The organism is Escherichia sp. TC-EC600-tetX4 (genome assembly GCF_019356055.1).
Lineage (GTDB): Bacteria > Pseudomonadota > Gammaproteobacteria > Enterobacterales > Enterobacteriaceae.
Genome location: NZ_CP079924.1, coordinates 1751598 through 1773860, shown reverse-complemented (window position 1 = coordinate 1773860; position 22263 = coordinate 1751598). Strand labels below are relative to the sequence as shown.

18 protein-coding genes and 1 pseudogene are annotated in these 22263 nt (G+C 48.8%); all 19 read right to left on the bottom strand.

The genetic code is table 11. The annotated features are described in order from the left end of the window. Nucleotide 1: 1 nt before the first annotated feature. The 19 genes and pseudogenes from wzy to gmd all read right to left on the bottom strand — a co-directional run bounded on the left by wzy (nucleotide 2) and on the right by gmd (nucleotide 22255). Nucleotides 2-1168 (bottom strand): O16 family O-antigen polymerase, encoded by a 1167-nt coding sequence (wzy, locus tag KXD89_RS08385; protein WP_000639866.1) that lies wholly within the window; start codon nucleotides 1166-1168, stop codon nucleotides 2-4. Continuing rightward, nucleotides 1168-2271, bottom strand: coding sequence for a UDP-galactopyranose mutase (gene glf, locus KXD89_RS08380; protein ID WP_000272486.1), 1104 nt, complete (start codon nucleotides 2269-2271; stop codon nucleotides 1168-1170). Before glf ends, wzy begins: the two co-directional genes overlap by 1 nt. A 7-nt stretch (nucleotides 2272-2278) precedes the next feature. Beyond that, nucleotides 2279-3526, bottom strand: a complete 1248-nt coding sequence (gene wzx, locus KXD89_RS08375) for an O16 family O-antigen flippase (protein WP_001393538.1) — start codon at nucleotides 3524-3526, stop codon at nucleotides 2279-2281. Then, nucleotides 3523-4080 (bottom strand): dTDP-4-dehydrorhamnose 3,5-epimerase, encoded by a 558-nt coding sequence (gene rfbC / locus KXD89_RS08370; RefSeq protein WP_001100981.1) that lies wholly within the window; start codon nucleotides 4078-4080, stop codon nucleotides 3523-3525. Before rfbC ends, wzx begins: the two co-directional genes overlap by 4 nt. Continuing rightward, complete coding sequence (rfbA, locus tag KXD89_RS08365; RefSeq protein ID WP_000783975.1) at nucleotides 4080-4961, bottom strand: glucose-1-phosphate thymidylyltransferase RfbA; 882 nt, start codon at nucleotides 4959-4961, stop codon at nucleotides 4080-4082. The genes rfbC and rfbA overlap by 1 nt, the downstream gene beginning before the upstream one ends. 57 nt (nucleotides 4962-5018) lie before the next feature. Next, a pseudogene (gene rfbD / locus KXD89_RS08360) lies at nucleotides 5019-5917 on the bottom strand (dTDP-4-dehydrorhamnose reductase). After that, nucleotides 5917-7002 carry a dTDP-glucose 4,6-dehydratase gene (gene rfbB, locus KXD89_RS08355; protein WP_000699460.1) on the bottom strand — a complete coding sequence of 362 codons (1086 nt, stop codon included), beginning with the start codon at nucleotides 7000-7002 and terminating at the stop codon, nucleotides 5917-5919. The pseudogene rfbD and the gene rfbB overlap by 1 nt, the downstream one beginning before the upstream one ends. A 372-nt stretch (nucleotides 7003-7374) precedes the next feature. Beyond that, nucleotides 7375-8268, bottom strand: a complete 894-nt coding sequence (galF, locus tag KXD89_RS08350) for a UTP--glucose-1-phosphate uridylyltransferase GalF (RefSeq protein ID WP_000183060.1) — start codon at nucleotides 8266-8268, stop codon at nucleotides 7375-7377. 174 nt (nucleotides 8269-8442) lie between these two features. After that, nucleotides 8443-9837 (bottom strand): colanic acid biosynthesis protein WcaM, encoded by a 1395-nt coding sequence (gene wcaM / locus KXD89_RS08345; RefSeq protein ID WP_001116026.1) that lies wholly within the window; start codon nucleotides 9835-9837, stop codon nucleotides 8443-8445. 10 nt (nucleotides 9838-9847) lie between these two features. Continuing rightward, nucleotides 9848-11068 (bottom strand): colanic acid biosynthesis glycosyltransferase WcaL, encoded by a 1221-nt coding sequence (gene wcaL, locus KXD89_RS08340; protein WP_000862592.1) that lies wholly within the window; start codon nucleotides 11066-11068, stop codon nucleotides 9848-9850. Continuing rightward, a complete protein-coding gene (gene wcaK / locus KXD89_RS08335) occupies nucleotides 11065-12345 on the bottom strand; it encodes a colanic acid biosynthesis pyruvyl transferase WcaK (protein ID WP_000770780.1) in 1281 nt (426 codons plus the stop codon). Before wcaK ends, wcaL begins: the two co-directional genes overlap by 4 nt. A gap of 275 nt (nucleotides 12346-12620) precedes the next feature. Continuing rightward, nucleotides 12621-14099 carry a colanic acid undecaprenyl disphosphate flippase WzxC gene (gene wzxC / locus KXD89_RS08330; protein WP_000058424.1) on the bottom strand — a complete coding sequence of 493 codons (1479 nt, stop codon included), beginning with the start codon at nucleotides 14097-14099 and terminating at the stop codon, nucleotides 12621-12623. A 1-nt stretch (nucleotide 14100) separates the two neighbouring features. Then, the gene (gene wcaJ, locus KXD89_RS08325) at nucleotides 14101-15495 is read right to left on the bottom strand and encodes an undecaprenyl-phosphate glucose phosphotransferase (RefSeq protein WP_000183107.1); all 1395 of its coding nucleotides are present in this window, start codon (nucleotides 15493-15495) and stop codon (nucleotides 14101-14103) included. A gap of 54 nt (nucleotides 15496-15549) precedes the next feature. Then, the gene (cpsG, locus tag KXD89_RS08320; RefSeq protein WP_001350528.1) at nucleotides 15550-16920 is read right to left on the bottom strand and encodes a colanic acid biosynthesis phosphomannomutase CpsG; all 1371 of its coding nucleotides are present in this window, start codon (nucleotides 16918-16920) and stop codon (nucleotides 15550-15552) included. 104 nt (nucleotides 16921-17024) lie between these two features. Further along, the gene (cpsB, locus tag KXD89_RS08315) at nucleotides 17025-18461 is read right to left on the bottom strand and encodes a mannose-1-phosphate guanyltransferase (protein ID WP_000079274.1); all 1437 of its coding nucleotides are present in this window, start codon (nucleotides 18459-18461) and stop codon (nucleotides 17025-17027) included. Between the two features lie 2 nt (nucleotides 18462-18463). Beyond that, nucleotides 18464-19687, bottom strand: a complete 1224-nt coding sequence (gene wcaI, locus KXD89_RS08310) for a colanic acid biosynthesis fucosyltransferase WcaI (protein ID WP_000699693.1) — start codon at nucleotides 19685-19687, stop codon at nucleotides 18464-18466. Then, nucleotides 19684-20163, bottom strand: coding sequence for a GDP-mannose mannosyl hydrolase (gene gmm / locus KXD89_RS08305; RefSeq protein WP_001393539.1), 480 nt, complete (start codon nucleotides 20161-20163; stop codon nucleotides 19684-19686). Before gmm ends, wcaI begins: the two co-directional genes overlap by 4 nt. Before the next feature lie 2 nt (nucleotides 20164-20165). Beyond that, nucleotides 20166-21131, bottom strand: coding sequence for a GDP-L-fucose synthase (gene fcl / locus KXD89_RS08300; RefSeq protein WP_000043654.1), 966 nt, complete (start codon nucleotides 21129-21131; stop codon nucleotides 20166-20168). A 2-nt stretch (nucleotides 21132-21133) separates the two neighbouring features. Further along, nucleotides 21134-22255: a GDP-mannose 4,6-dehydratase gene (gene gmd, locus KXD89_RS08295; protein WP_000048190.1), complete on the bottom strand. Its 1122-nt coding sequence runs from the start codon at nucleotides 22253-22255 to the stop codon at nucleotides 21134-21136. Nucleotides 22256-22263: the final 8 nt, after the last annotated feature.

Here is a 22263-nt window from a genome sequence, read left to right as displayed (position 1 = left end):
TTCACTTTATTTTCTGGGCCTTAAGAAATTGAGAGAATACTATGATACAAAGAGTTATTTGTATCCAACTGCTAATATTAGTCATGAAGCTTTCATGATAAAAAATGAAAGAAAAGGTATAAATAAAATATGAATAAAATATTTTCACAGATATGTAATTTCGAGACAATCTCCATAAAACACCTGAAATACAGCCATGAATAACCATCATCAAATAGCTTAGCTCCGCGGAAATATAAACATAATCCGAAAAAGCAGTATAAACATTTGTTGGCAAACCCACCCACACAAATTCTTTATGCAACGACATAGAGACTCCACCTGTTAATAGCCCCATCAGCCTTTCAAAAAACCAAAAGACATGAGAACTGGCAGAGTTAGATACTTGCTGAAAATAAAACTCCTGAAACGCGATTATAGGGCTGACCAAATACATGGATAGATAATATGCCATCCCCCCAGGCAGTCCACGTAAAAAGAGCATATACAAGGAGAATAGAACACCTACAGCTGTAATAAGATAAACATAATGTTTTACTCTATTAACACCTACGATGAATGCATAAGAGATGATAACCATAAAGACAATTTGCTTACCAGTATTCAGTATAATTGCAAAGATGAATACAATAAAAACAAGTAAAGTAAATGTTTTACTTACCTTTGTATTAGTAAATTTTTTAGACCAAATAAATAAAGCAAAAGTAGTTAGAATGATTGGCTGCATGTATGCTGAGAAATTTCTTGATGTGTCTTCAACATCAGCATCTCTTATCAAATTCATATAGCTAAGTAAGCTAGTCCCGAACTGGTAGTTACTTAACCTCATGCATATATATATCATCGAAAAAGAAATAACTAACAAGCCTACATTATGCACTTTCTTCGATGGTATGCTATAAATAGCATTATTGACTTTTCTGATATTTAGATCTAATACACTTTCCGTCAATAAACATGACAGGGTAAATGTCAAAACATTGCAAAGTAGAAAAATCAACGTAGCGTCATTTAACTGAAAAGCATATATATCTGACGTTATTTCATATCCCAATAAGACCAGTGCGAAGATGATATTAACGCATACGGCTGGATAAAATATATCCTTCTTAAGATATAAACAGATAAATGCTGTAATGAGAAAGACACTAATTACAAGATAGATCATTAATCCGTACTCATTATATTTTTCACTTGATAAAGAGCGGCAGATATCACTTGATGCATATCATAATATTTATACTCGGCCAAACGCCCGCCAAATATAACCTTGTCTTCTCTGCTAGCTAACTCTCTATATTTCTTAAAAAGCTCCATGTTTTTATTATCATTAACTGGATAGTAGGGTTCGTCGCCAACTTTCCACTCTAATGGATATTCTTTTGTAACAACCGTATGCTTTGTCTCAACATAGTCAAAATGTTTATGCTCAATTATTCTGGTATATGGTACATTAGCATCAGTGAAATTTATTACTGCATTCCCTTGGAAGTTTGGAAATTCATGGCGTTCCGTCTCAAATTTTAAAGAGCGATATTCTAACGCTCCAAACCTATAGTCGAAGTACTGATCAATGGGTCCAGTGTAGATGATTCTATGGGCTTTACTCGCTAGAGAATCTTTGTCTTTCAAAAAATCAATGCCTAATTTTACGTCCACACCTTCAAGCATTTTTTCAATAAGCTTAGTGTAGCCTCCCACCGGAATACCTTGATAGCGATCGGAAAAATAATTGTTATCAAACGTAAATCTCACTGGGATTCGCTTAATAATAAATGCAGGCAATTCTTTTGCACTTCTTCCCCACTGCTTCTCCGTATAACCCTTTATCAATGCTTGGTATAAGTCCTCCCCAACTAATGAAATCGCCTGCTCCTCCAAATTTTCAGGTACCTTGTCACCATACTTTTTTTTCTGAGCATTAATGATATTTTGAGCTTCTTGAGGATCTTTAACTCCCCACATTTGGTGGAAAGTATTCATATTAAAAGGAAGGTTGAATAATTTGTCTTTATAAATCGCCAGTGGAGAATTAGTAAAACGATTAAATTCTACTAAATCATTAACGTAATCCCATATATATTTATCATTGGTATGAAAAATATGTGCACCATATTTATGAATCTGGATACCCTCACAGTCCTCTGTGTACGCATTTCCACCGATATGATTTCTTTTCTCAATCACTAAAACTTTTTTGTTTAGCTTTTTTAACTCATTCGCACAAACGGCACCAAACAAACCAGAACCAACAATGATATAATCGTACATAAAATCCTCAGCAAACCAGTAATTTATTATTTCTTACGAACATCAGCATGAGTGACGTAACTAAGCACTCTGTTGCAAGCAATGTTATTGCTGCACCAATCTCTTTAAAAAGAGTTGTTAGCGGAAAAATCAACAACAAACTCAACAAACCCGCAGCGATTAAAATCTTACTGAATTCTTTCTTATAATTATGGGTCAGCATAACTTGAATGCCATAGACATTACTTAATGAAATAAGAAAAGGCAGAGGCGATATAATCATTAGCACAATCACTGCATTATCATATCCCGGCCCTATACTTATTTTTACTAGTATAGATGCACCCAAGAGCAGAATTAATGAAAAAGCACCACCAATCAAACTCAAGCAGGTCAATGATTTTTTAATTAAAATCACACCCTTCACACGATTAAGAACAAGCGTACTTGATATTCTTGGGTATATTGCTTGGGTGATAGGATTTAATAGCCCTTGAAGCGCGTTTCTTATAGTATTGGCCGCATTAAAATTCCCTACGGACGTTGGTCCAGATATAAATCCCAGGATAATAACTATTCCCGTAGAATATAAACTAATAGCAGATGTGGAAATAAAAACATGAAAACCGTCTGCTAAAGATCGACGCACATTATGTAATGATAGCGTAACTTTACCAATCCAACCTTCATGAACAACGATAGCTAGTGCAATAATTCCAGCAACCAGATTTGCACTTGACTGAATAAAACCGGCAATTGCTATATCTGACTTTGTGTTCACAAAAATAAATGTTAGAGGGATAATAGCCAAGCGGGATAAAATACTACTTAAAGTCAGCCATTTCATTTTTTCTTTTCCCTGAAACAGCCAGATAGGGTAGATTAAATTCCCGACTAATGCAGGAACAAACGACCATATAATTACGGCATGCTTGTTATATTCAGGAACAAGCAAGGTCATCGACGTTAAGAAAATCAATGTAATGACGATAAGAACTATTTTTGAAAATATCACCGCCCAAAAAATAGACGTTACTTTATCTTTACTATCTGCTGCTTTGGCAATACTCTGAGTTGCTGTGAGATTGAAACCATATTCAACAAACATTATCATATATAGCATAGTCGCTTGGCAAAAACCGAATATACCGAAATTTTCAGGACCAAGTGTTCTTACAAGATATGGAAATGTAAGCAATGGTAAAAGATAATTGCTACCTTGAACGACAGCCAGATATATAACGTTTCTTCTTAAAGATAATTTATTCGTATTCATGCAATTAATTTTAATCTGATAAGCTCATCTAACGTAAAGAGCCTTTCATCTTTTGGCGAAAGGATTAACCCTGATGTTTGGGGCCAATCAATTGCAATGCGTTCATCATTCCAACATATTCCACAATCGCTTTCAGGATGATAATAGTTTGTAGTTTTATATTGAAATTCAGCGATATCAGACAGAACCAAAAAGCCATGAGCAAACCCTTTTGGTATCCACAACTGCTGCTTATTATCAGCTGAAAGCAGAACACCAACCCATTTACCAAAGGATACCGAATTGGGTCGAATATCAACAGCAACATCAAAAACTGCTCCATGAGTGCAGCGTACAAGTTTATCTTGTGCGTACTCGCCGCGTTGAAAGTGAAGGCCTCTGAGTACATTTTTTGATGAACGTGAGTGATTGTCTTGAACAAAGCTGACCGGATAGCCTAGAATATGTTCAAATGCTGATTGATTAAAGCTCTCATAAAAGAAACCTCTATCATCACCAAATACTCTTGGCTCCAGAATTAGCACATCTTCAATTTCAGTTCTAATCACATTCATTAATTTGAATCCTTCGTCATTTTATAAAGATACTGCCCATAATTATTCTTTATTAGTGGTACAGCTAATTTTCTTACTTGCTCAACATCAATAAAACCTTTACGAAATGCAATCTCTTCAGGACAGGAAACCTTCAATCCCTGGCGCTCTTCAATTGTCGCAATAAAATTACTTGCTTCTATCAGACTCTGATGAGTCCCCGTGTCCAGCCACGCGTAGCCACGCCCCATCATCGCGACAGACAGACGTCCCTGCTCAAGATAAATACGGTTAATATCTGTAATTTCTAACTCACCACGTGCAGACGGCTTCAAGTTTTTCGCCATCTGAACCACGTCGTTATCATAAAAGTACAGACCTGTAACGGCGTAATTACTCTTTGGTTCTAACGGTTTTTCTTCCAGACTGATTGCCGTACCGTTTTTATCAAACTCAACGACACCATAGCGTTCTGGATCATTAACGTGATAGGCAAATACCGTTGCACCACTTTCTTTGTTAACAGCGGCCTCCATTAGCTTCGGCAGATCGTGACCGTAAAAGATATTATCACCAAGAACCAAAGCACAATCATCACCACCAATAAACTCTTCACCGATGATAAATGCCTGCGCGAGGCCATCTGGGCTAGGTTGCACTTTGTACTGAAGATTCAGGCCCCACTGGCTACCGTCACCCAGCAATTGTTGAAAACGAGGAGTATCCTGAGGTGTACTGATAATCAAAATATCGCGAATACCCGCCAACATCAGTGTAGAGAGCGGGTAATAGATCATCGGTTTATCATAAATAGGTAATAGCTGTTTACTGACAGCCATAGTCACAGGATAAAGACGTGTACCAGAACCACCCGCTAAAATAATACCTTTACGCATTTTCATTTCATCATTCCTTTTAATTCATCTTGCTCCACCATCACGAACAAGATGCAAAAACTATTAAATTGCTGTAGTCGTAAATAATTCATTGAGCATTCGTTTCACGCCAACCTGCCAGTCAGGCAAGACAAGCGCAAAGTTCTGCTGAAATTTTTCTGTATTAAGGCGAGAGTTATGTGGACGACGAGCTGGTGTAGGATAGGCTGTTGTTGGTACTGCGTTGAGCTTGTTGAGTGCAAGGGAATGCCTGCTTTGCGCGCCTCTTCAAAAACCAGCGCAGCATAATCGTACCAGGTTGTGGTACCACTGGCTACCAAATGGTACAAGCCTGCGACATCCGGTTTATTCAGTGCGACACGAATGGCATGTGCTGTACAATCAGCCAGCAGTTCAGCACCTGTTGGCGCACCAAACTGATCGTTAATAACCGCTAATTCTTCACGCTCTTTTGCCAGACGTAACATCGTTTTGGCGAAGTTATTTCCTTTTCCTGCATAGACCCAGCTGGTCCGGAAAATAAGATGCTTCGCGCAATATTCCTGTAACGCTTTTTCTCCGGCTAACTTGGTTTCACCGTAAACATTTAGTGGTGCGGTTGCATCCGTCTCCAGCCATGGCATATCGCCATTTCCAGGGAAGACGTAATCAGTCGAGTAATGGATAACCCAGGCTCCAACTTCATTTGCTGCTTTCGCAATCGCTTCGACACTTGTTGCGTTAATTAATTGTGCAAACTCCGGTTCTGATTCTGCTTTGTCTACTGCGGTGTGAGCGGCTGCATTGACAATAATATCCGGCCGAATGCTTCTTACGGTTTCAGCTACACCTTCAGGATTACTAAAATCACCGCAATAATCAGTAGAGTGAACATCAAAAGCAATCAAATTACCCAAAGGTGCCAGAGCACGCTGTAGTTCCCAACCTACCTGCCCTGTTTTGCCAAAAAGGAGGATATTCATTACTGGCGGCCCTCATAGTTCTGTTCAATCCACGATTGATAGGCACCACTTTTCACATTATCAACCCATTTTGTATTGGACAGGTACCATTCCACCGTTTTACGAATCCCGCTCTCAAACGTTTCCTGTGGTTTCCATCCCAATGCGCGACCAATCTTCTCAGCATCAATAGCATAGCGGCGATCGTGTCCCGGACGATCAGCAACATAAGTGATTTGCTCACGATAAGATTTCTCTTTCGGTACAATCTCATCCAGCAAATCACAAATAGTGAGCACTACATCGATGTTTTTCTTTTCGTTGTGCCCACCAATGTTATAAGTTTCACCCGCTTTACCTTCGGTTACGACGGTATATAACGCACGCGCATGATCTTCAACATACAACCAGTCGCGGATCTGATCTCCTTTGCCATAAATAGGTAATGCCTTACCTTCCAGTGCATTAAGAATAACCAGTGGAATAAGCTTTTCCGGGAAATGATAAGGACCATAGTTGTTCGAGCAATTAGTCACAATTGTCGGTAAACCATATGTACGTTTCCACGCGCGGACTAAATGATCGCTGGATGCTTTGGATGCGGAATAAGGGCTGCTTGGCGCGTAAGCTGTCGTCTCAGTAAATAAGGGTAATTCTTCTGTATTATTTACTTCATCTGGATGAGGCAAATCACCATAGACTTCGTCAGTAGAAATATGATGAAAACGGAAGCTATTTTTCTTGTCGCTATCAAGAGCAGACCAGTAATTGCGAGCGGCTTCCAAAAGGACATAAGTACCAACAATATTGGTTTCAATAAATGCCGCAGGGCCTGTAATTGAACGGTCAACATGGCTTTCAGCAGCCAGGTGCATCACTGCATCCGGCTGATGCTGAGCAAAAATCCGTGCCATTGCAGGTGCATCGCAAATATCCGCATGTTCAAAAACATAGCGTTCAGAATCAGAAACATCAGCAAGTGATTCCCGGTTTCCGGCGTACGTTAATTTATCGACATTAACAACACTATCCTGCGTATTATTTATAATGTGACGAACTACAGCTGAACCAATAAATCCTGCGCCACCAGTAACAAGTATTTTCACTTAATTTATTCCATATTACTTCAGAGCATGCTGTGAAATAAGCGGCTCTCAGTTTGATTAATAGAGGTATTAATGCACGCTACCGCCCCTGGCTTTACAGCTACCAGAGCACTGCATGCATGCCTATGATGTGACGAGCGTTACCCACTCGCGCTAAACCCGAAAAATTCAAACGCTAATTGTCTTACCAATCCGCTCTGGAAACAAGGAAAATCCTGGAAAACTTTGAATAAAACCCTACTGCTAACTCGTTGTTATTCTGATGGTTTATATAAAACAACGGCAGGAAGATTCGCAACAAATTACTTTTGCTGCGAATTTTCACTGCCGTTATAATTTTCTTATCAACCGTTACATCCGGTCAGATTTTCATTATTCGCTTAACAGCTTCTCAATACCTTTACGGAACTTCGCCCCTTCTTTCAGGTTGCGTAGGCCATACTTCACAAACGCCTGCATATAGCCCATTTTTTTGCCGCAGTCGTAACTGTCGCCGGTCATCAGCATTGCATCAACGGATTGTTTTTTCGCCAGCTCGGCAATAGCATCAGTCAGCTGAATACGTCCCCATGCACCAGGCTGAGTACGTTCCAGTTCCGGCCAAATATCGGCAGAAAGCACATAGCGACCTACGGCCATGATGTCTGAGTCCAGCGTCTGCGGCTGATCCGGTTTTTCGATAAATTCAACAATGCGGCTGACTTTACCCTCACGGTCCAGCGGCTCTTTAGTCTGGATGACGGAGTATTCAGAGAGGTCACCCGGCATACGTTTTGCCAGCACCTGGCTGCGGCCCGTTTCGTTGAAACGTGCAATCATGGCAGCAAGGTTGTAACGTAGCGGGTCGGCGCTGGCATCGTCGATCACAACGTCTGGCAGTACCACGACAAATGGGTTGTCACCAATGGCAGGTCGCGCACACAAAATGGAGTGGCCTAAACCTAAAGGTTCGCCCTGACGCACGTTCATAATGGTCACGCCCGGCGGACAGATGGACTGTACTTCCGCCAGCAGTTGACGCTTCACGCGCTGCTCAAGGAGTGATTCTAACTCATAAGAGGTGTCGAAGTGGTTTTCGACCGCGTTCTTGGACGCGTGAGTTACCAGGAGGATTTCTTTGATCCCTGCAGCCACAATCTCGTCAACAATGTACTGAATCATTGGCTTGTCGACGATTGGTAGCATCTCTTTGGGTATCGCCTTAGTGGCAGGCAACATATGCATCCCGAGACCCGCTACAGGAATAACTGCTTTTAAATTCGTCATTATTTCATCCACCTGTAAAATGGTTGCTGAATTATAGCTTGTTCGATTTTTTTCGCCAGCATCAATTACCCTGAATTGATTACTGAATTACTTGTGATGTTACGCCGCTTCGTTGTGGATTGCAGTAGCATTGTTCCTAAGTATGACTCCATTTTTCCAGGAATGGTCGCAAATCTACTCCCTCAGTTCCGGCAATCTAAAGTTAATCTTCTCCACATTAACAATATGGTGATTAATCCTGTCGATATCGACGGAGCTTTGTCCTTTTTCATTCACCGCATGAACATTTGCAAGAGACAGCAGTGTTTCTTTTTTCGCCATAAAAACACCACGAACGTCTTTGCGCATGTCAAAGTTCATGCTCAATGCGGGTCCAACTGAGGATTCCTGCATCACATTGATATTTCGCATAAAAAAATGTTGCGGTTTGTTGTGTAACTCCAGCGACGCACGCTTCATCTCAATGTTAGTTAGCGCCACAAAGGAAACAGCATTCCCGGCGGAGATTTGAATGCCGCGCAATTTATAAGCAAGATGAGTATTATCCAGTTGAATATCATTCACCCGGAAATTTTGCGGTATCGAGAGATATTTGCCTTTAATTACCCCATAGCCGATTAACATCCCGGCGCTATTAATCATTTCAATATTATCAATCACGAAATTGTCACAACCGTAAATAGCGACTGTCGCGTTATCAATGCCCGCTTTCTTACTGAAATCCGGCGTGATATTGCGGGCTTTGATATTACGAATAACAAAATGTTTACCATTTTCAACATGTATCAACTGCCGACAATCCGATCCCGTGATATTCGCCACGACAAAGTTTTTCACTGCCTGGTCTTCCGGGTAGTTGTTATCATAAGTGCTTCCCGCAAGGCCTATGCCGATGCCCCAGTTGATTTTGCCGTTGGTACAGTTGATGCGCTCGATGACATGGTCAGATATCAAAATATCACGGTCGTTAATTGCCACGTTCCATTCAATGGCGTCGCCTTGTAAGTCGCTGAACTTACAATTGGTGATGTTGGCACCGATAATCTGGTTATGAAATCCCTGGCGTAAGATGGCGTAATTAGCGTGGCTAACGGTCAGGTTATCGATGATCAGGTTGCGCATGACCCGTTTGTTTTTGCCGCCGATATAAATCTGCGTCACCGGGCCAAAGCCGCTCATAGTCAGCCCTTTGATGGTGCAGTCAGAACCACGCACATCCAGGGTGATGTTATGCATACTGCCGCCATCCTCCCCTGTCACCTGGCTGCCGTCCTGTAAGACAAATCGCCCTCTGCCGTTGCCGCGCAAGCTTCCAAGAATGTGTAACGTTTTACCGGGAGGGATAAAGATGCCGGTGTTGATATTGTCACAAACCAATCCGGCAGGCACGACGACTGTTTGCCCTTCGCTGAAGGCTTGTTTAAATGAGGCGATCCAGTCGTGTGGGTTGTAGTCGTTAATGTTAACGCTTTGTCGGGCGGGAAGCGCGCGGGCGAAAGGGGTATGGAGGAAGGCAAGCGCCGAGCTTGCCGTCAGGAACGTGCGTCGGGAGAGTTTTTTAAATGGCATGCGTTCTCCTCTATAAAGCCTGCAGCAAGCTGGCGAGTTCTCGATTGATCACCTGCTGGTTAAAATCGTGTTCAACTTTTTCGCGCGCGCGTTTGACGACCGGAGCCAATTCGTCGGTGTCCAGTTGGCTAAACGCCGCCAGTCGTTGCGCCAGTGCGCGAGCATCGTTCTCAGGCACCAGCCAGCCGGATTTGTCAGCCTCCACCAGTTCCGGTATTCCACTATGCAGAGTAGAAACCACCGGAATACCGACCGCCATCGCTTCCATTAGCGCCACCGGAATACCTTCCATATCACCATCCGCACCTGTAACCGATGGCAACAGGAAGACATCCGCGTCGTCGAGCATCGCTTTCACTTCATGGCTCGGTTTAAAGCCCGGCATCTCCACCACATCTTCCAGTTGATATTGTTCGATGAGGGTGCGCAGGCGTCTTTCCCACGGGCCAATGCCGAGGATGCGATAGCGAAATGCCACGCCCTGCTCTTTCAACTGACGGCAGGCTTCGATCGCCACATGCAGGCCTTTTTTCTCGGTTAAGCGTGCGACGGAAATAATCTCCAGCGGCGTTGCGGGCGCTTTCACGGGACGCGGGCTAAAGCGCGTCATATCTACGCCCATGCGCGATACGGCGATTTTTTCCCTCGGGCAGCCCATTTTTTGCAGCCTTCCGGCCCACAGATCGCTTATCGGTAACATCAGGTCGCCACGGCGAAACAGTTGCTGATATTCGGGAGTGTAGTGGTTGAGCACTTCCCGACTGGAGATATCAATACCGTGGAAGATAGTGGCAATTTTGCCGCGAATGACACCCAGTTCGCGGAGTTTTGCTGCGGTTACCCCCGCGGGACCAAAATGAGCGATGAACACATCGGCGCGAAACGGTGTTGCGACCTGGCCGCAAATGGCAGACAAAATCAGGTTCCGCGACTCGGCACCATAGCGTTTGAGGTTGAGCGCCTGCCAGGTATTTTTACGATGAATGCCGCGCAAGGTCTGGCTGGCTCGGTGGCGCAGTTTCGCCACTTTGCCCGTAGGTTCGTCCTGTAACCAGCGGGTTCTGGCAGCAAGGTTGTATTTCGTCCATGCCGCGTGGGTGTTTTGTGTGTCGCCTTTTTGCAGCGCGAGAATCTCTACCTCAAATCCCATATCAATAAACGCGGTAATTTGGTTAAGGACGAAGGTTTCTGACGACAGCGGGAATTTCAGTAAAAAGAAGCCGACCTTCATTTCACCTCCCCGATGCGCTCAAGCACAGACTGCACCATCTGCATTCCTGTCTGACGCTCACGACTGACGGCTTCACTAAGTCGCGCATTCAGCGCCGGAAGCTGGCCTAAGGTATCCGCAACCATCGCTTGCAGGCTGCCGTCTAATAAATGACGGATATCAATTGCCATCTCCGGTAGTCCCAGCTGCTGCATAATCCCGGCGGATTTATGTTCGTAGTTGATGGCAATTGCCGGAGTGGCAAAATTCATCGAGATAATGGCAGAGTGCAGGCGCGTACCGACGGTGAGTTCACAGGCCCCCAGAATTTTGCCCATTTCCAGATCGTTGAGTTCATCCATCACTACGTGGTAACGGGCAGGATCGCTGATGTGCTGGCGCAGGTTGAGCGCCACCATGCGGTCGTCTTTGTTATAGCTGTCAATGCCCGTACAGGTGGAGAGCGCAATCACCTGATACCCTTCATCGAGAATGCGATTGACCACCCCGGCAAAGGCTTTTTCATACGCTTGTTGAGTGGTGCCGAGACGTTTGTCAAACGGTGCCAGTTCGCGCAGGGTAATGGCCACCGTTTTCTGTTGTGCGGCAACGTCCAGCCAGTGTTGAACGGCATAGCTGGCGGTGAAGTCTTCTGTGTGGTGATCGACCAGCCACGCGGTATCGACGCCATGTTCCACTTTTGCGGTGGTGATATTGCTGCGTTTCATCAGATCAAAGCTGACCGATTCGCGCAGGATCAGCGCGTCGCAGTGACCAAAAACGTAGTTCGCCAGTTGGTTAAATTGCTCATCCTGGAACGGGCCAACACTGTGACCAATCATAAACAGCGGCTTTTTCGCCATAAACGTGCAAAGTGCATGTTCAAACTGCGGCACGCCATAGAGATCGACAAAAAACGATCCGCCGACCTGGATAATGGCGTCGTAACCTGACAGCAGGCGCACGAAGTCGGTGAATCCCTGGGCGATGGCGATATTGCGCAGCTTGCCAGTGTCGGTGACGCGTGAGAGCAATACCTGATGCTGGTAGCGGCGACGGAGGACTTTTTTAACGCGCCCGACAACGCCCGCCGCGCTGTTGTGTTGTTTCATTTGCAGGAACAGCGGATCGCCCATTACCGGGCGGTTGAGCAGCCAGGAAGAACTGACCGGATAGCGGCTCATCACATCCACTTCGGCGTGTGGATTGAGAATGTTGATGGCATCAAGTAAGCCGCGCAGGATGGCGCTGTCGCCACGATTGCCGCAAGTGTGGTTGCCCAGAATAAGTAATTTCATTTTTTCCTCATAAATTTGATGCCAGGTGAGGCTGCGTTTGTTTTGTTCGTTGCCGCTTTTTGCCTGATGCGACGCTGACGCGTCTTATCAGGCCTACAAGACCCGAGCACAGAACCGTAGGACGGATAAGGCGTTCACGCCGCATCCGGCATTCAGTGCCTGATGCGACGCTGACGCGTCTTATCAGGCCTACAGGTCCCGAGCACAGAACCGTAGGACGGATAAGGCGTTTTACGCCGCATCCGGCAACCGTTGTCGGAACCGAAAACAGCAACTCACCCCGCCCGTAAAAGCATTTTCATTTTTTCGCTGCGACAAAACTGACGCTTCACTTCCACCACCAGCGGATGGCGCGACAGCACAATCATCACCACAAACGCCAGCACCCCCGTGGCTATTTGCACCGCCAGCAGCATCCCCAGCGCCAGTTGCCCTTTCAGCACAATGCCCAGCGCATAACTGACCACCAGCGTCGGCAGCGAGAGATAAAACGGCAGCCATAAACTCAGGATGTACTGGCGATAACTGGAACCAAGAACCGGTTTAATCATCACGAAGTAACTCAGAATGGTGTTGATAATTTGCACCAGCAGGAAGCCAAGCGTGACGCCGATCGCGCCCGCCATCTGCCCACCTATAACAATCGCCGGAATAAACAGAAATGTTTTGAATACGTTGAATTTAAAGCTGATATCGACCCGCGCTTTCGCCATCAGCAGCGAACCAATCGGGTTACCTACGGAGCGCAGCAGACCCACCACACACAGCAATTGCAGCACCGGAATAATGCTGTTCCACTTCTCACCAAAGACCAGCGGTACAAAGTTATTCGACACCACCATTAGCCCGAGCAGCGCCGGAAAGTTGATAATCCCCACTACCGACAGCAGCTTGTAGAAGTTAACACGCAGCTTTTCGGTATCGTCCTGAATTTTGGCGAATGCCGGAAACAACACGCGGGTGATGATTGGGTTCAGCTTCATCGGTGGCACAACGGCCACGTTGTACGCCAGGTTGTATCCCCCTGCCACGCCCGCGCCGAGAATACGCGCCAGCACGAGCGTTGAAAGGTTGGTATTGAGATAGTTGATGATGCTGTCCGCCGTCAGCCAGGCACCAAAGCGTAAGTTCGGTGCCACCGACGCCAGCGAGAAATGCAGACCGGGGCGATAAATTTTGCGGCCAAAGTAGCCAAACAGCAGCGTTCTCACCGCACTATTGACCAGATAACCGAGGATCGCGGTCATCGCCAGCGGCCAGAAATGGGCGCTAACCACCGTACAAGTGAAGCCCGCCAGCACCGCGCTGGTTTCGATCATGCCGATTTTGTTGAACTCCAGCTCTTTTTGCATCAACGCGCGGAACTGTTGCCCGTGGGGGATTACCACAAACGCCAGCGATAATGTTTTAATCAACGGTGCCAGGTCCGGGTTATTCAGCACGTCGCCGATGAGATCACTCAACAAAAACACCGCCACGCACACCACGATCCCCAGCCCGACGTTCAGCCAGTACAACGTGGTGAGTTCAAGGTGACTGATTTCTTTTCGCTGAATAATCGAGTTAGCGATACCGAAGTCAGAAAGCGTATCTGCCAGCGCGATAATCACCAGCGACACGGTAAGCAGGCCGAACTGGTGGTTGTCGATAATCCGCGCCAGCACGGTCATCTGCACCAGCCCGAGGCCGATGATGATCACCGTGGCAATCGCCGACCACTTCGCGCCGCTGATGGTTTTTTCACGTAAGCTCATATCAATATGCCGCTTTGTTAACGAAACCTTTGAACACCGTCAGGAAAACGATTTTGATATCGAACCAGACGCTCCATTCGCGGATGTACTCAAGGTCGAACTCGACGCGTTTTTCCATTTTCTCCAGCGTGTCGGTTTCGCCGCGCCAGCCGTTAATCTGCGCCCAGCCGGTAATGCCCGGTTTCACCTTATGGCGCAGCATGTAGCCTTCAATGAGCTGTCGATACTGTTCGTTATGCGCTACTGCGTGCGGACGTGGACCGACAATCGACATCCCCCCGGTCAGCACATTGATAAACTGCGGCAATTCATCCAGCGAGGTACGGCGCAGAAAGTTCCCCACTTTGGTGACGCGCGGATCGTTCTGCGTCGCCTGGGTCACCACTTTGTCGTTCTCCATCACTTTCATGGAACGGAACTTCCACACTTTGATCGGCTTGCCATCCATGCCGTAGCGAGTCTGGCGGAAAATAACCGGCCCTGGTGAACTGAGTTTCACCGCCAGCGCAATACAGCACAGCACCGGGGAGATCAGCAGCAGAATAAGCGTCGCCAGCACAATGTCTTCCGCACGTTTGAGCAGGCGGTTAACCCCGGAAAGCGGCGTGTCGTAAAGCGGCACCACCGGTACGCCGTTCATCTCTTCGAGGCGTGAATGGAGAATGTTGAAGGTAAAGACGTCGGGGATCAGCAGCACCGAACAGGTGGTGTCCGCCAGTTGATGGACCAGTTTTTTCACTCGCGCGCCGTCGCACATTTGCATCGCGATATAGACGTTATGAATCTTGCCCGCTTTCGCGTCCTCGACCAGCTGTTGCAGGTTACCCGCCCAGTCGTTAGAAACGCCGCCCGGTTTCGGGTCGTGGTAAACGCCCACCACTTCAAACCCTAACCACGGCTGGTTACGGAAGCTCTCCATCAGCATTTGCCCGGCGGCTAAATCCCCCGCCACCGCGACCATGCGCTTGTTATAGCCATGATTACGCAGCCAGCCCGCCCCAATGCGAATACACGAACGGCAAACCACCAGTCCGATGCTGGTCAGCGCATACCACGCCAGCCAGATTTTCAGTTGCGTGTCGAAATCATTGTTGAACGCCACCAGTCCGGCGCTGAAAATCACGCTTAAGGTCCAGTTTTGTAGCAACAGGGCAAATTCTGTCGCTGCCCGAACACCGCGCCATGAGCGATAAAAATCGGTGATGCCGCCCAGCATCTGGAACACCACCAGCGTAATCAGCGCCACCAACAGGTGCATGTAGAGGAATGACAGTCCGCTGACTTCGCAAACCAGCCATAGTCCGGCAAACATGATGGTGATATCTGAAAAGCGTTGCACCATAGAGATTAACGATGCATTGGTTTTCGCTCGCTCGCGCTTTTTTAGATTTGTCATCGTTGTTCCTGTTATTAGCCCCTTACCCGCAGTGGGGTAAGGGAAGATCCGACATTACTCGTTCAGCAACGTCAGCAGAGTTCGCGTTCGCGCTTCCATCAGCGGCACATCACCGCGCGATTCCACATTCAGGCGCACCACCGGTTCGGTATTGGAGGTGCGCAGGTTAAAGCGCCAGTCGGCAAAGGTCATGCTGATGCCATCGGTGCGATCCACCGCCAGCGCCTCACGGCTAAAATGCTGTTCCACGCGGTTAATCGCCTCAACGGGTTGCGCCAGTTTGCTGTTGATCTCACCGCTTGCCGGAAACGCCGCCATCCGGTCGCGTACCAGTTCGCCCAGCGTTTTATCTTTCAGGCACACCAGTTCGGCGACCAGCAGCCACGGGATCATGCCGCTGTCGCAGTAAGCGAAATCACGGAAGTAATGGTGGGCGCTCATTTCGCCACCATAGATGGCGTCTTCCTTGCGCATACGTTCTTTAATAAAGGCGTGTCCGGTTTTCGACATTACCGGCGTGCCACCTGCGGCAGTCACCACATCAACGGTGTTCCAGGAGAGACGTGGATCGTGGATGATCTTCGCGCCGGGATTTTTTTCGAGGAATGCTTCTGCCAACAGGCCGACAATGTAGTAGCCCTCAATAAACTGCCCTTTTTCGTCAAACAGGAAACAGCGGTCAAAATCGCCATCAAAAGCAATGCCCATATCCGCGCCGTGTTTGATGACCGCATTGCGGGTGTCGTCGCGGCATTCCGGCAGTAGTGGGTTAGGAATACCGTTGGGGAAATTGCCGTCCGGCGTGTTGTGCACTTTGATTAATTCCACGGGCGCGCCGAGGGCTTTAAAGCGGGCTTCAATGGCGTCCACCACCGGACCCGCTGCGCCGTTCCCGGAGTTGATCACCAGCTTGAGCGGCGTGAGGTTTTTGACATTGATATAACCGAACAGGTGATCAACGTAAGCGTCACGCAGGTTGATTTGCTGATAGCGACCGCGTTTGGTTTCATCGACGGGAGGAAAGTCGTTGGCTTCAGCCAGACGCTGGACGTCGCGCAGTCCGGTATCTCCGCTGATCGGGCGAGCCCCCTCGCGAACCAGCTTCATGCCGTTATAATCCATCGGATTATGGCTGGCGGTAACTTCAATGCCGCCATCCACGCCGAGATGGAACGTGGCGAAATAGATCTCTTCGGTGCCGGACATACCAATATCCAGCACGTCAACGCCCGCATCCTGTAAACCTTTCGCCAGCGCCAGTTTTAAGGTTTCGCTGGTGAGGCGGACATCACCGCCTAACACAATGGTTTTCGGTTTGAGAAATTCGCCATAGGCGCGACCAATGCGCCAGGCGATATCTTCATTCAGTTCTTCGCCTAATTTCCCGCGAATATCATAGGCTTTAAAGCAGGTTAATTTTTTCATATCGTTACCCTTTTTCAGGCAATAGTTGGCCCTGACCGAAGCGGCCAATTTTATTTTTGTCGTTATTTACACCGCGGTTTCGCATTCATTGCCTGATGCGACGTTTACACCCGTCCGTAGCGATCCGCGAAACGCACCACATCATCCTCTTCGAGATAAGAGCCGGAGCGCACTTCAATTAAATCGAGCGGAATTTTCCCCGGGTTTTCCAGGCAATGCGTCGCCCCCAGCGGAATATAAATGGACTCGTTTTCACCAAGCAGTTTGATATCACCATCAATGGTGACTTTTGCCGTTCCCGCGACAACCACCCAGTGTTCCGCGCGGTGATGGTGCATCTGTACCGACAAGCCCTCGCCCGGTTTCACGGTGATGCGTTTCACCTGGTAGCGGTCGCCCGCGTCGATAGAGTCATATTTGCCCCACGGACGATACACTTCGCGATGCACCCGATGCTCATGGCGACCATCGGCTTTGATCTGCTCGACCACTTTTTTCACATCCTGTACCGCGTTACGGTCGGCAATCAGCACCGCATCTTTGGTCTGCACCACTACCAGATCTTTCACCCCGACGGTGGTGACCAGGCCAGATTCAGCATACACATAGCTGTTTTCAGTTTTGTGATTAATCACATCGCCGTGGCAAACGTTGCCCTCGGCGGTGTGGGCGCTGATCTCCCATAATGAAGACCAGGAGCCAACATCGCTCCAGCCCGCATCCATCGGCACCACAACAGCATCTGCCGTACGTTCCATGACCGCGTAATCCACCGACTCTTCCGGGCAGGCGAGAAACGCTTCTTCATCCACGCGAATAAAATTGAGATCCGGATCGACGGCGCTCATCGCTTTTTCACAGGCATCGAGGATATCCGGGCGATATTTTTTCAGTTCTTCGAGATAGCGTCCGGCGCGGAACAGGAACATACCGCTGTTCCAGTAATATTCGCCGCTTGCCACATAGGCCTGAGCGGTTTCCAGATTCGGTTTTTCGACAAACTGCGCCACTTCAAAGGCCACCATATCCTGCTCACCCGCAGACACTTCACCGCGACGAATATAGCCATAACCGGTTTCTGGTAGATCCGGCACAATGCCGAAGGTCACCAGCTTGCCCGCTTCGGCATATGGCATGGCATTACGCACGGCGGCACGGAACGCGTCTTCATCGGCAATCACATGATCCGCCGCCAATACCAGCATTAACGGGTCGCTCTCCGGGCTATGACGTTTTGCCGCCAGCGCCGCCAGCGCAATGGCAGGTGCCGTGTTTCGCCCTGCCGGTTCGAGAATAATGTTCTCGGTAAGTTTGTTCAGTTGACGCAGCTGTTCCGCGACAATAAAGCGGTGCTGCTCATTGCAAATCACCACCGGGCTTTCGCACTCCACGCCGTTCAGGCGGCAGATGGTGGTTTGCAGCATGGTGAGATCGCCTTTCAGGCATAAAAACTGCTTGGGATAAAGTACGCGGGAAAGCGGCCATAAGCGGCTACCGGAGCCACCTGCCATCACAACTGGATAGAGTTTCGACTGCGCCATAATTATCCCCGAATATCATTTATAAATTGACGTAACACGTTCTCTTTATCGAGCGTGCGTTCGGCATATTCACGTGCCACCGTGTTGTGTTTGGGCAGCAGGAGCGCCTGACGGATCCCCGCCACCAGCGCCTCGACCGATTCCGGTTCAACGCAAACCGCAATGCCCGGAAAGGTTTCGCAAAGCTGCCCCAGTTCTGTGTAGGCTTCAGCAGTAATCACCGCGTTACCGCCTACTGCCAGAATATTGGTCAGTTTCGACGGCAATACGGCATCTGCCGCGCCGCGTTTTTGCACCACCAGATGGCAATCGCCCATCTTCAGCAGTGCGGGTAAAGCGTCATACGATTGCAGCGGGAAAAATTGCATGTTGCGCAGTCCACGCTGCTGCGCCATTTTTTCCAGCCGCGCTTTGCCGCCGCCCTGCCCGACAATGGCAAAAATCAGCGGTTCATCGCGCAGACGATCGGCAGCTTCAATAACGTTTTCCAGCCCCTGCTTTTCACCAATATTGCCGGAGTAAAGAATGATTTTTTTGTTATCCGGCAGGTCAAGCTGGTTACGAAGGGCATCAACATCGGCATCTGCAACATGCTGAAAACGGGCAATTTCCGACCAGTTGGGGAAGAAGATGACGTTTTCCGCCGCCACGCCTTTTTCGATGGCTTTATTCATCATCGAACGCGAAATCGTGGAGACGTTATCGACGTTATGCAGTCCGCTACGTTCGAACGCCGTTGCCAGCTGTGCCACTTTGCCGCCTTTGCCTTTTCCGGCAAGGCCCAGCCCCAGCATGGCGTCCACTTCGTAATCCTGAATATGCAGCACGGTACGCGCACCAGAGAGTTTCGCCAGCAGGCGCATTCCCGGCGCGCAAAACAGCGTTGGCACCACGCCAATAATGCGATCCGGCTTCCAGCGACGTTGCGCCATCAGCGGAAAGAAACTGCTGACGGCAAAACTGCCCAGATGCAACAGGCGTTTCAGGGTGCTCGGCTGTTTTGGCACATACAGCGGGCAGCGCCACACCGTGGCGGCCCCCTCTTCTCGTTTGTAGCGCCAGGCGGAATAGTTCTCGCCCACCTGCCATTGCGGGTAGTAAGGCGGTGCGGTAATGACCCGCACCTCATGACCTTGTGCCGCCAGCCATTCCACCATCTCGCCGGTGTATTTGCCGATGCCGGTTAACTCCGGCGAGTAGTTAATGCCGTAGACCAGTATTTTCATAATCCGGGTACTCCGGTACGCTTCTCAGCGAGAAAATAGGCGCGGCTGTTAGCATGAACATTATCACTGGCGAGCAGCGCGTCCGACGTCAGCCAGCGGTAATCGTCATGCTGCTCATCCGGCAGTAACAGCTCTTCTTCCGATACTCTGAAGCGAAAACCGAGCACCACATAGTGAGTGGTGAAATCCGTGCCAGAGAAGTTATCGTCATAAAAGTGCTGCCAGACACCGTAAAACTGGCCTGCTGTTATCGGCAAACGCAGCCCCAGTTCCGCCATCGTCAGCCGCTCAAATGCGGCTTCCAGCGTTTCGTCTTTCTGCACGCGCCCTCCCGGCACAAACCAGTAACCCTGCGCCGGGCGGTTGGTTCTTTTGCCAAGCAGAAACTCGCCGCGACTGTTCTCGACAATAAAGTCGAGAGAGACAAGCGGAGTGGAGCGCACTACCGTGGCAAAGTCTTCCTGACGTAAAAACATCATTACCCCCGAAAGCGGTCTTGATTCTCAAGGAACCACTGGTAAGTGCTGGCAAGCCCCGCTTCCAGTGAGATTTCGTGATACCAGCCAAGCTGATGCAGGCGCGTCACATCCAGCAGTTTGCGCGGCGTGCCATCCGGTTTGCTGGCATCAAAAACCACCCGGCCTTTGTAACCCACCACTTTGGCGATGGTTTGCGCCAGCTCGCGGATAGTGCAGTCAACGCCCGTGCCGACGTTAATGTGCGACAACATCGGCTGGGTGTTCTCCAGCCAGACTTCATGCGCCAGCTCCATGACATGAATGCTCGCCGCCGCCATATCATCGACGTGCAGAAATTCGCGCATCGGTGTACCGCTGCCCCATACCACCACGTCCGGCGCATTCTGTGCCGTCGCCTCGTGGAAGCGACGCAGCAATGCTGGGATCACATGCGAATTACTCGGGTGGAAGTTGTCGTGTGGCCCGTACAGGTTGGTCGGCATGACTGAGCGGTAATCGCGTCCGTACTGGCGGTTGTATGATTCGCACAGTTTGATCCCGGCGATTTTGGCAATAGCATAAGGCTCGTTAGTCGGCTCCAGCGTGCCCTGCAACAACTCGCTTTCTGCCATCGGCTGTTTTGCCAGTTTCGGGTAGATGCAGGACGATCCGAGAAACAGCAGTTTGTTCACGTCGTTCTGATGCGCGGCGTGAATGATGTTGCTCTCAATCATCATGTTCTGGTAGATGAAATCCGCCGGATAGGTGTTGTTGGCAACAATGCCGCCCACTTTCGCCGCCGCCAGATAGACCTGGTCAATACGTTCGCTGGCAAAGAAATCATGCACGGCGCGGCTGTCCAGCAGGTTCAGCTCGTCGCGGGTGCGTAATACCAGTTCCACATCACCGCGCTGTTCGAGCTGCCGCCTGATGGCGGAACCGACCATCCCGCGATGACCAGCAATAAAAACTCGTTGTTTACTCATGCTTATGACTCCAGCGCGATCGCCACGTCGTAGCCGTGAGATTTCAGCAGAGAGTGTTTTTTCGCCGCTTCGAGGTCATTAGCCACCATTTCAGACACCATCTCTCTGAGGGTGATTTCCGGTTTCCAGCCCAGTTTTTCGTGCGCTTTGGTCGGGTCGCCGAGCAGCGTTTCAACTTCAGCCGGACGGAAGTAACGCGGGTCAACAGCGATAATCACATCACCCGGTTTAACGCCCGGCGCGTCATGCCCGGTGACGGAAACCACAATGCCCTTCTCTTCAACGCCCGTGCCTTCAAAGCGCAGTTTGATGCCCAGCTGTGCTGCCGCCATTTCCACGAACTGACGCACGGAGTACTGAACGCCGGTCGCGATAACGAAATCTTCCGGCTGTTCCTGCTGCAGCATCATCCACTGCATTTTTACGTAGTCTTTGGCGTGGCCCCAGTCACGCAGGGAATCCATATTGCCGAGGTACAGGCACGACTCCAGCCCCTGGGCGATGTTGGCGATTGCGCGGGTGATTTTGCGGGTAACGAAGGTTTCGCCGCGGCGCGGGGATTCATGGTTGAAGAGAATTCCGTTACAGGCGTACATGCCGTAGGATTCACGGTAGTTAACGGTGATCCAGTAGGCGTACAGTTTGGCGACCGCATACGGAGATCGCGGGTAGAACGGCGTGGTCTCTTTCTGCGGAATTTCCTGCACCAGACCATACAGTTCAGAGGTGGAAGCCTGATAGAAACGAGTTTTCTTTTCCAGACCGAGGAAGCGGATCGCCTCCAGCAGGCGCAGCGTACCCATCGCGTCGACGTCAGCGGTATATTCTGGTGACTCAAAAGAGACCGCAACGTGGCTCATTGCGCCCAGGTTGTACACTTCATCCGGCTGTACTTCACGCAAAATGCGCGTCAGGTTAGAGGTATCACTCAGGTCGCCATAATGCAGATGGAATTTCGGGTTGCAGGTGTGCGGATCCTGATAAATGTGATCCACGCGCTCGGTGTTGAATGACGATGCGCGACGCTTAATACCATGCACCTCGTAACCTTTTTCCAGCAGAAACTCTGCCAGGTAAGAACCGTCTTGTCCGGTTACACCGGTGATGAGAGCGACTTTTGACATGTATTATT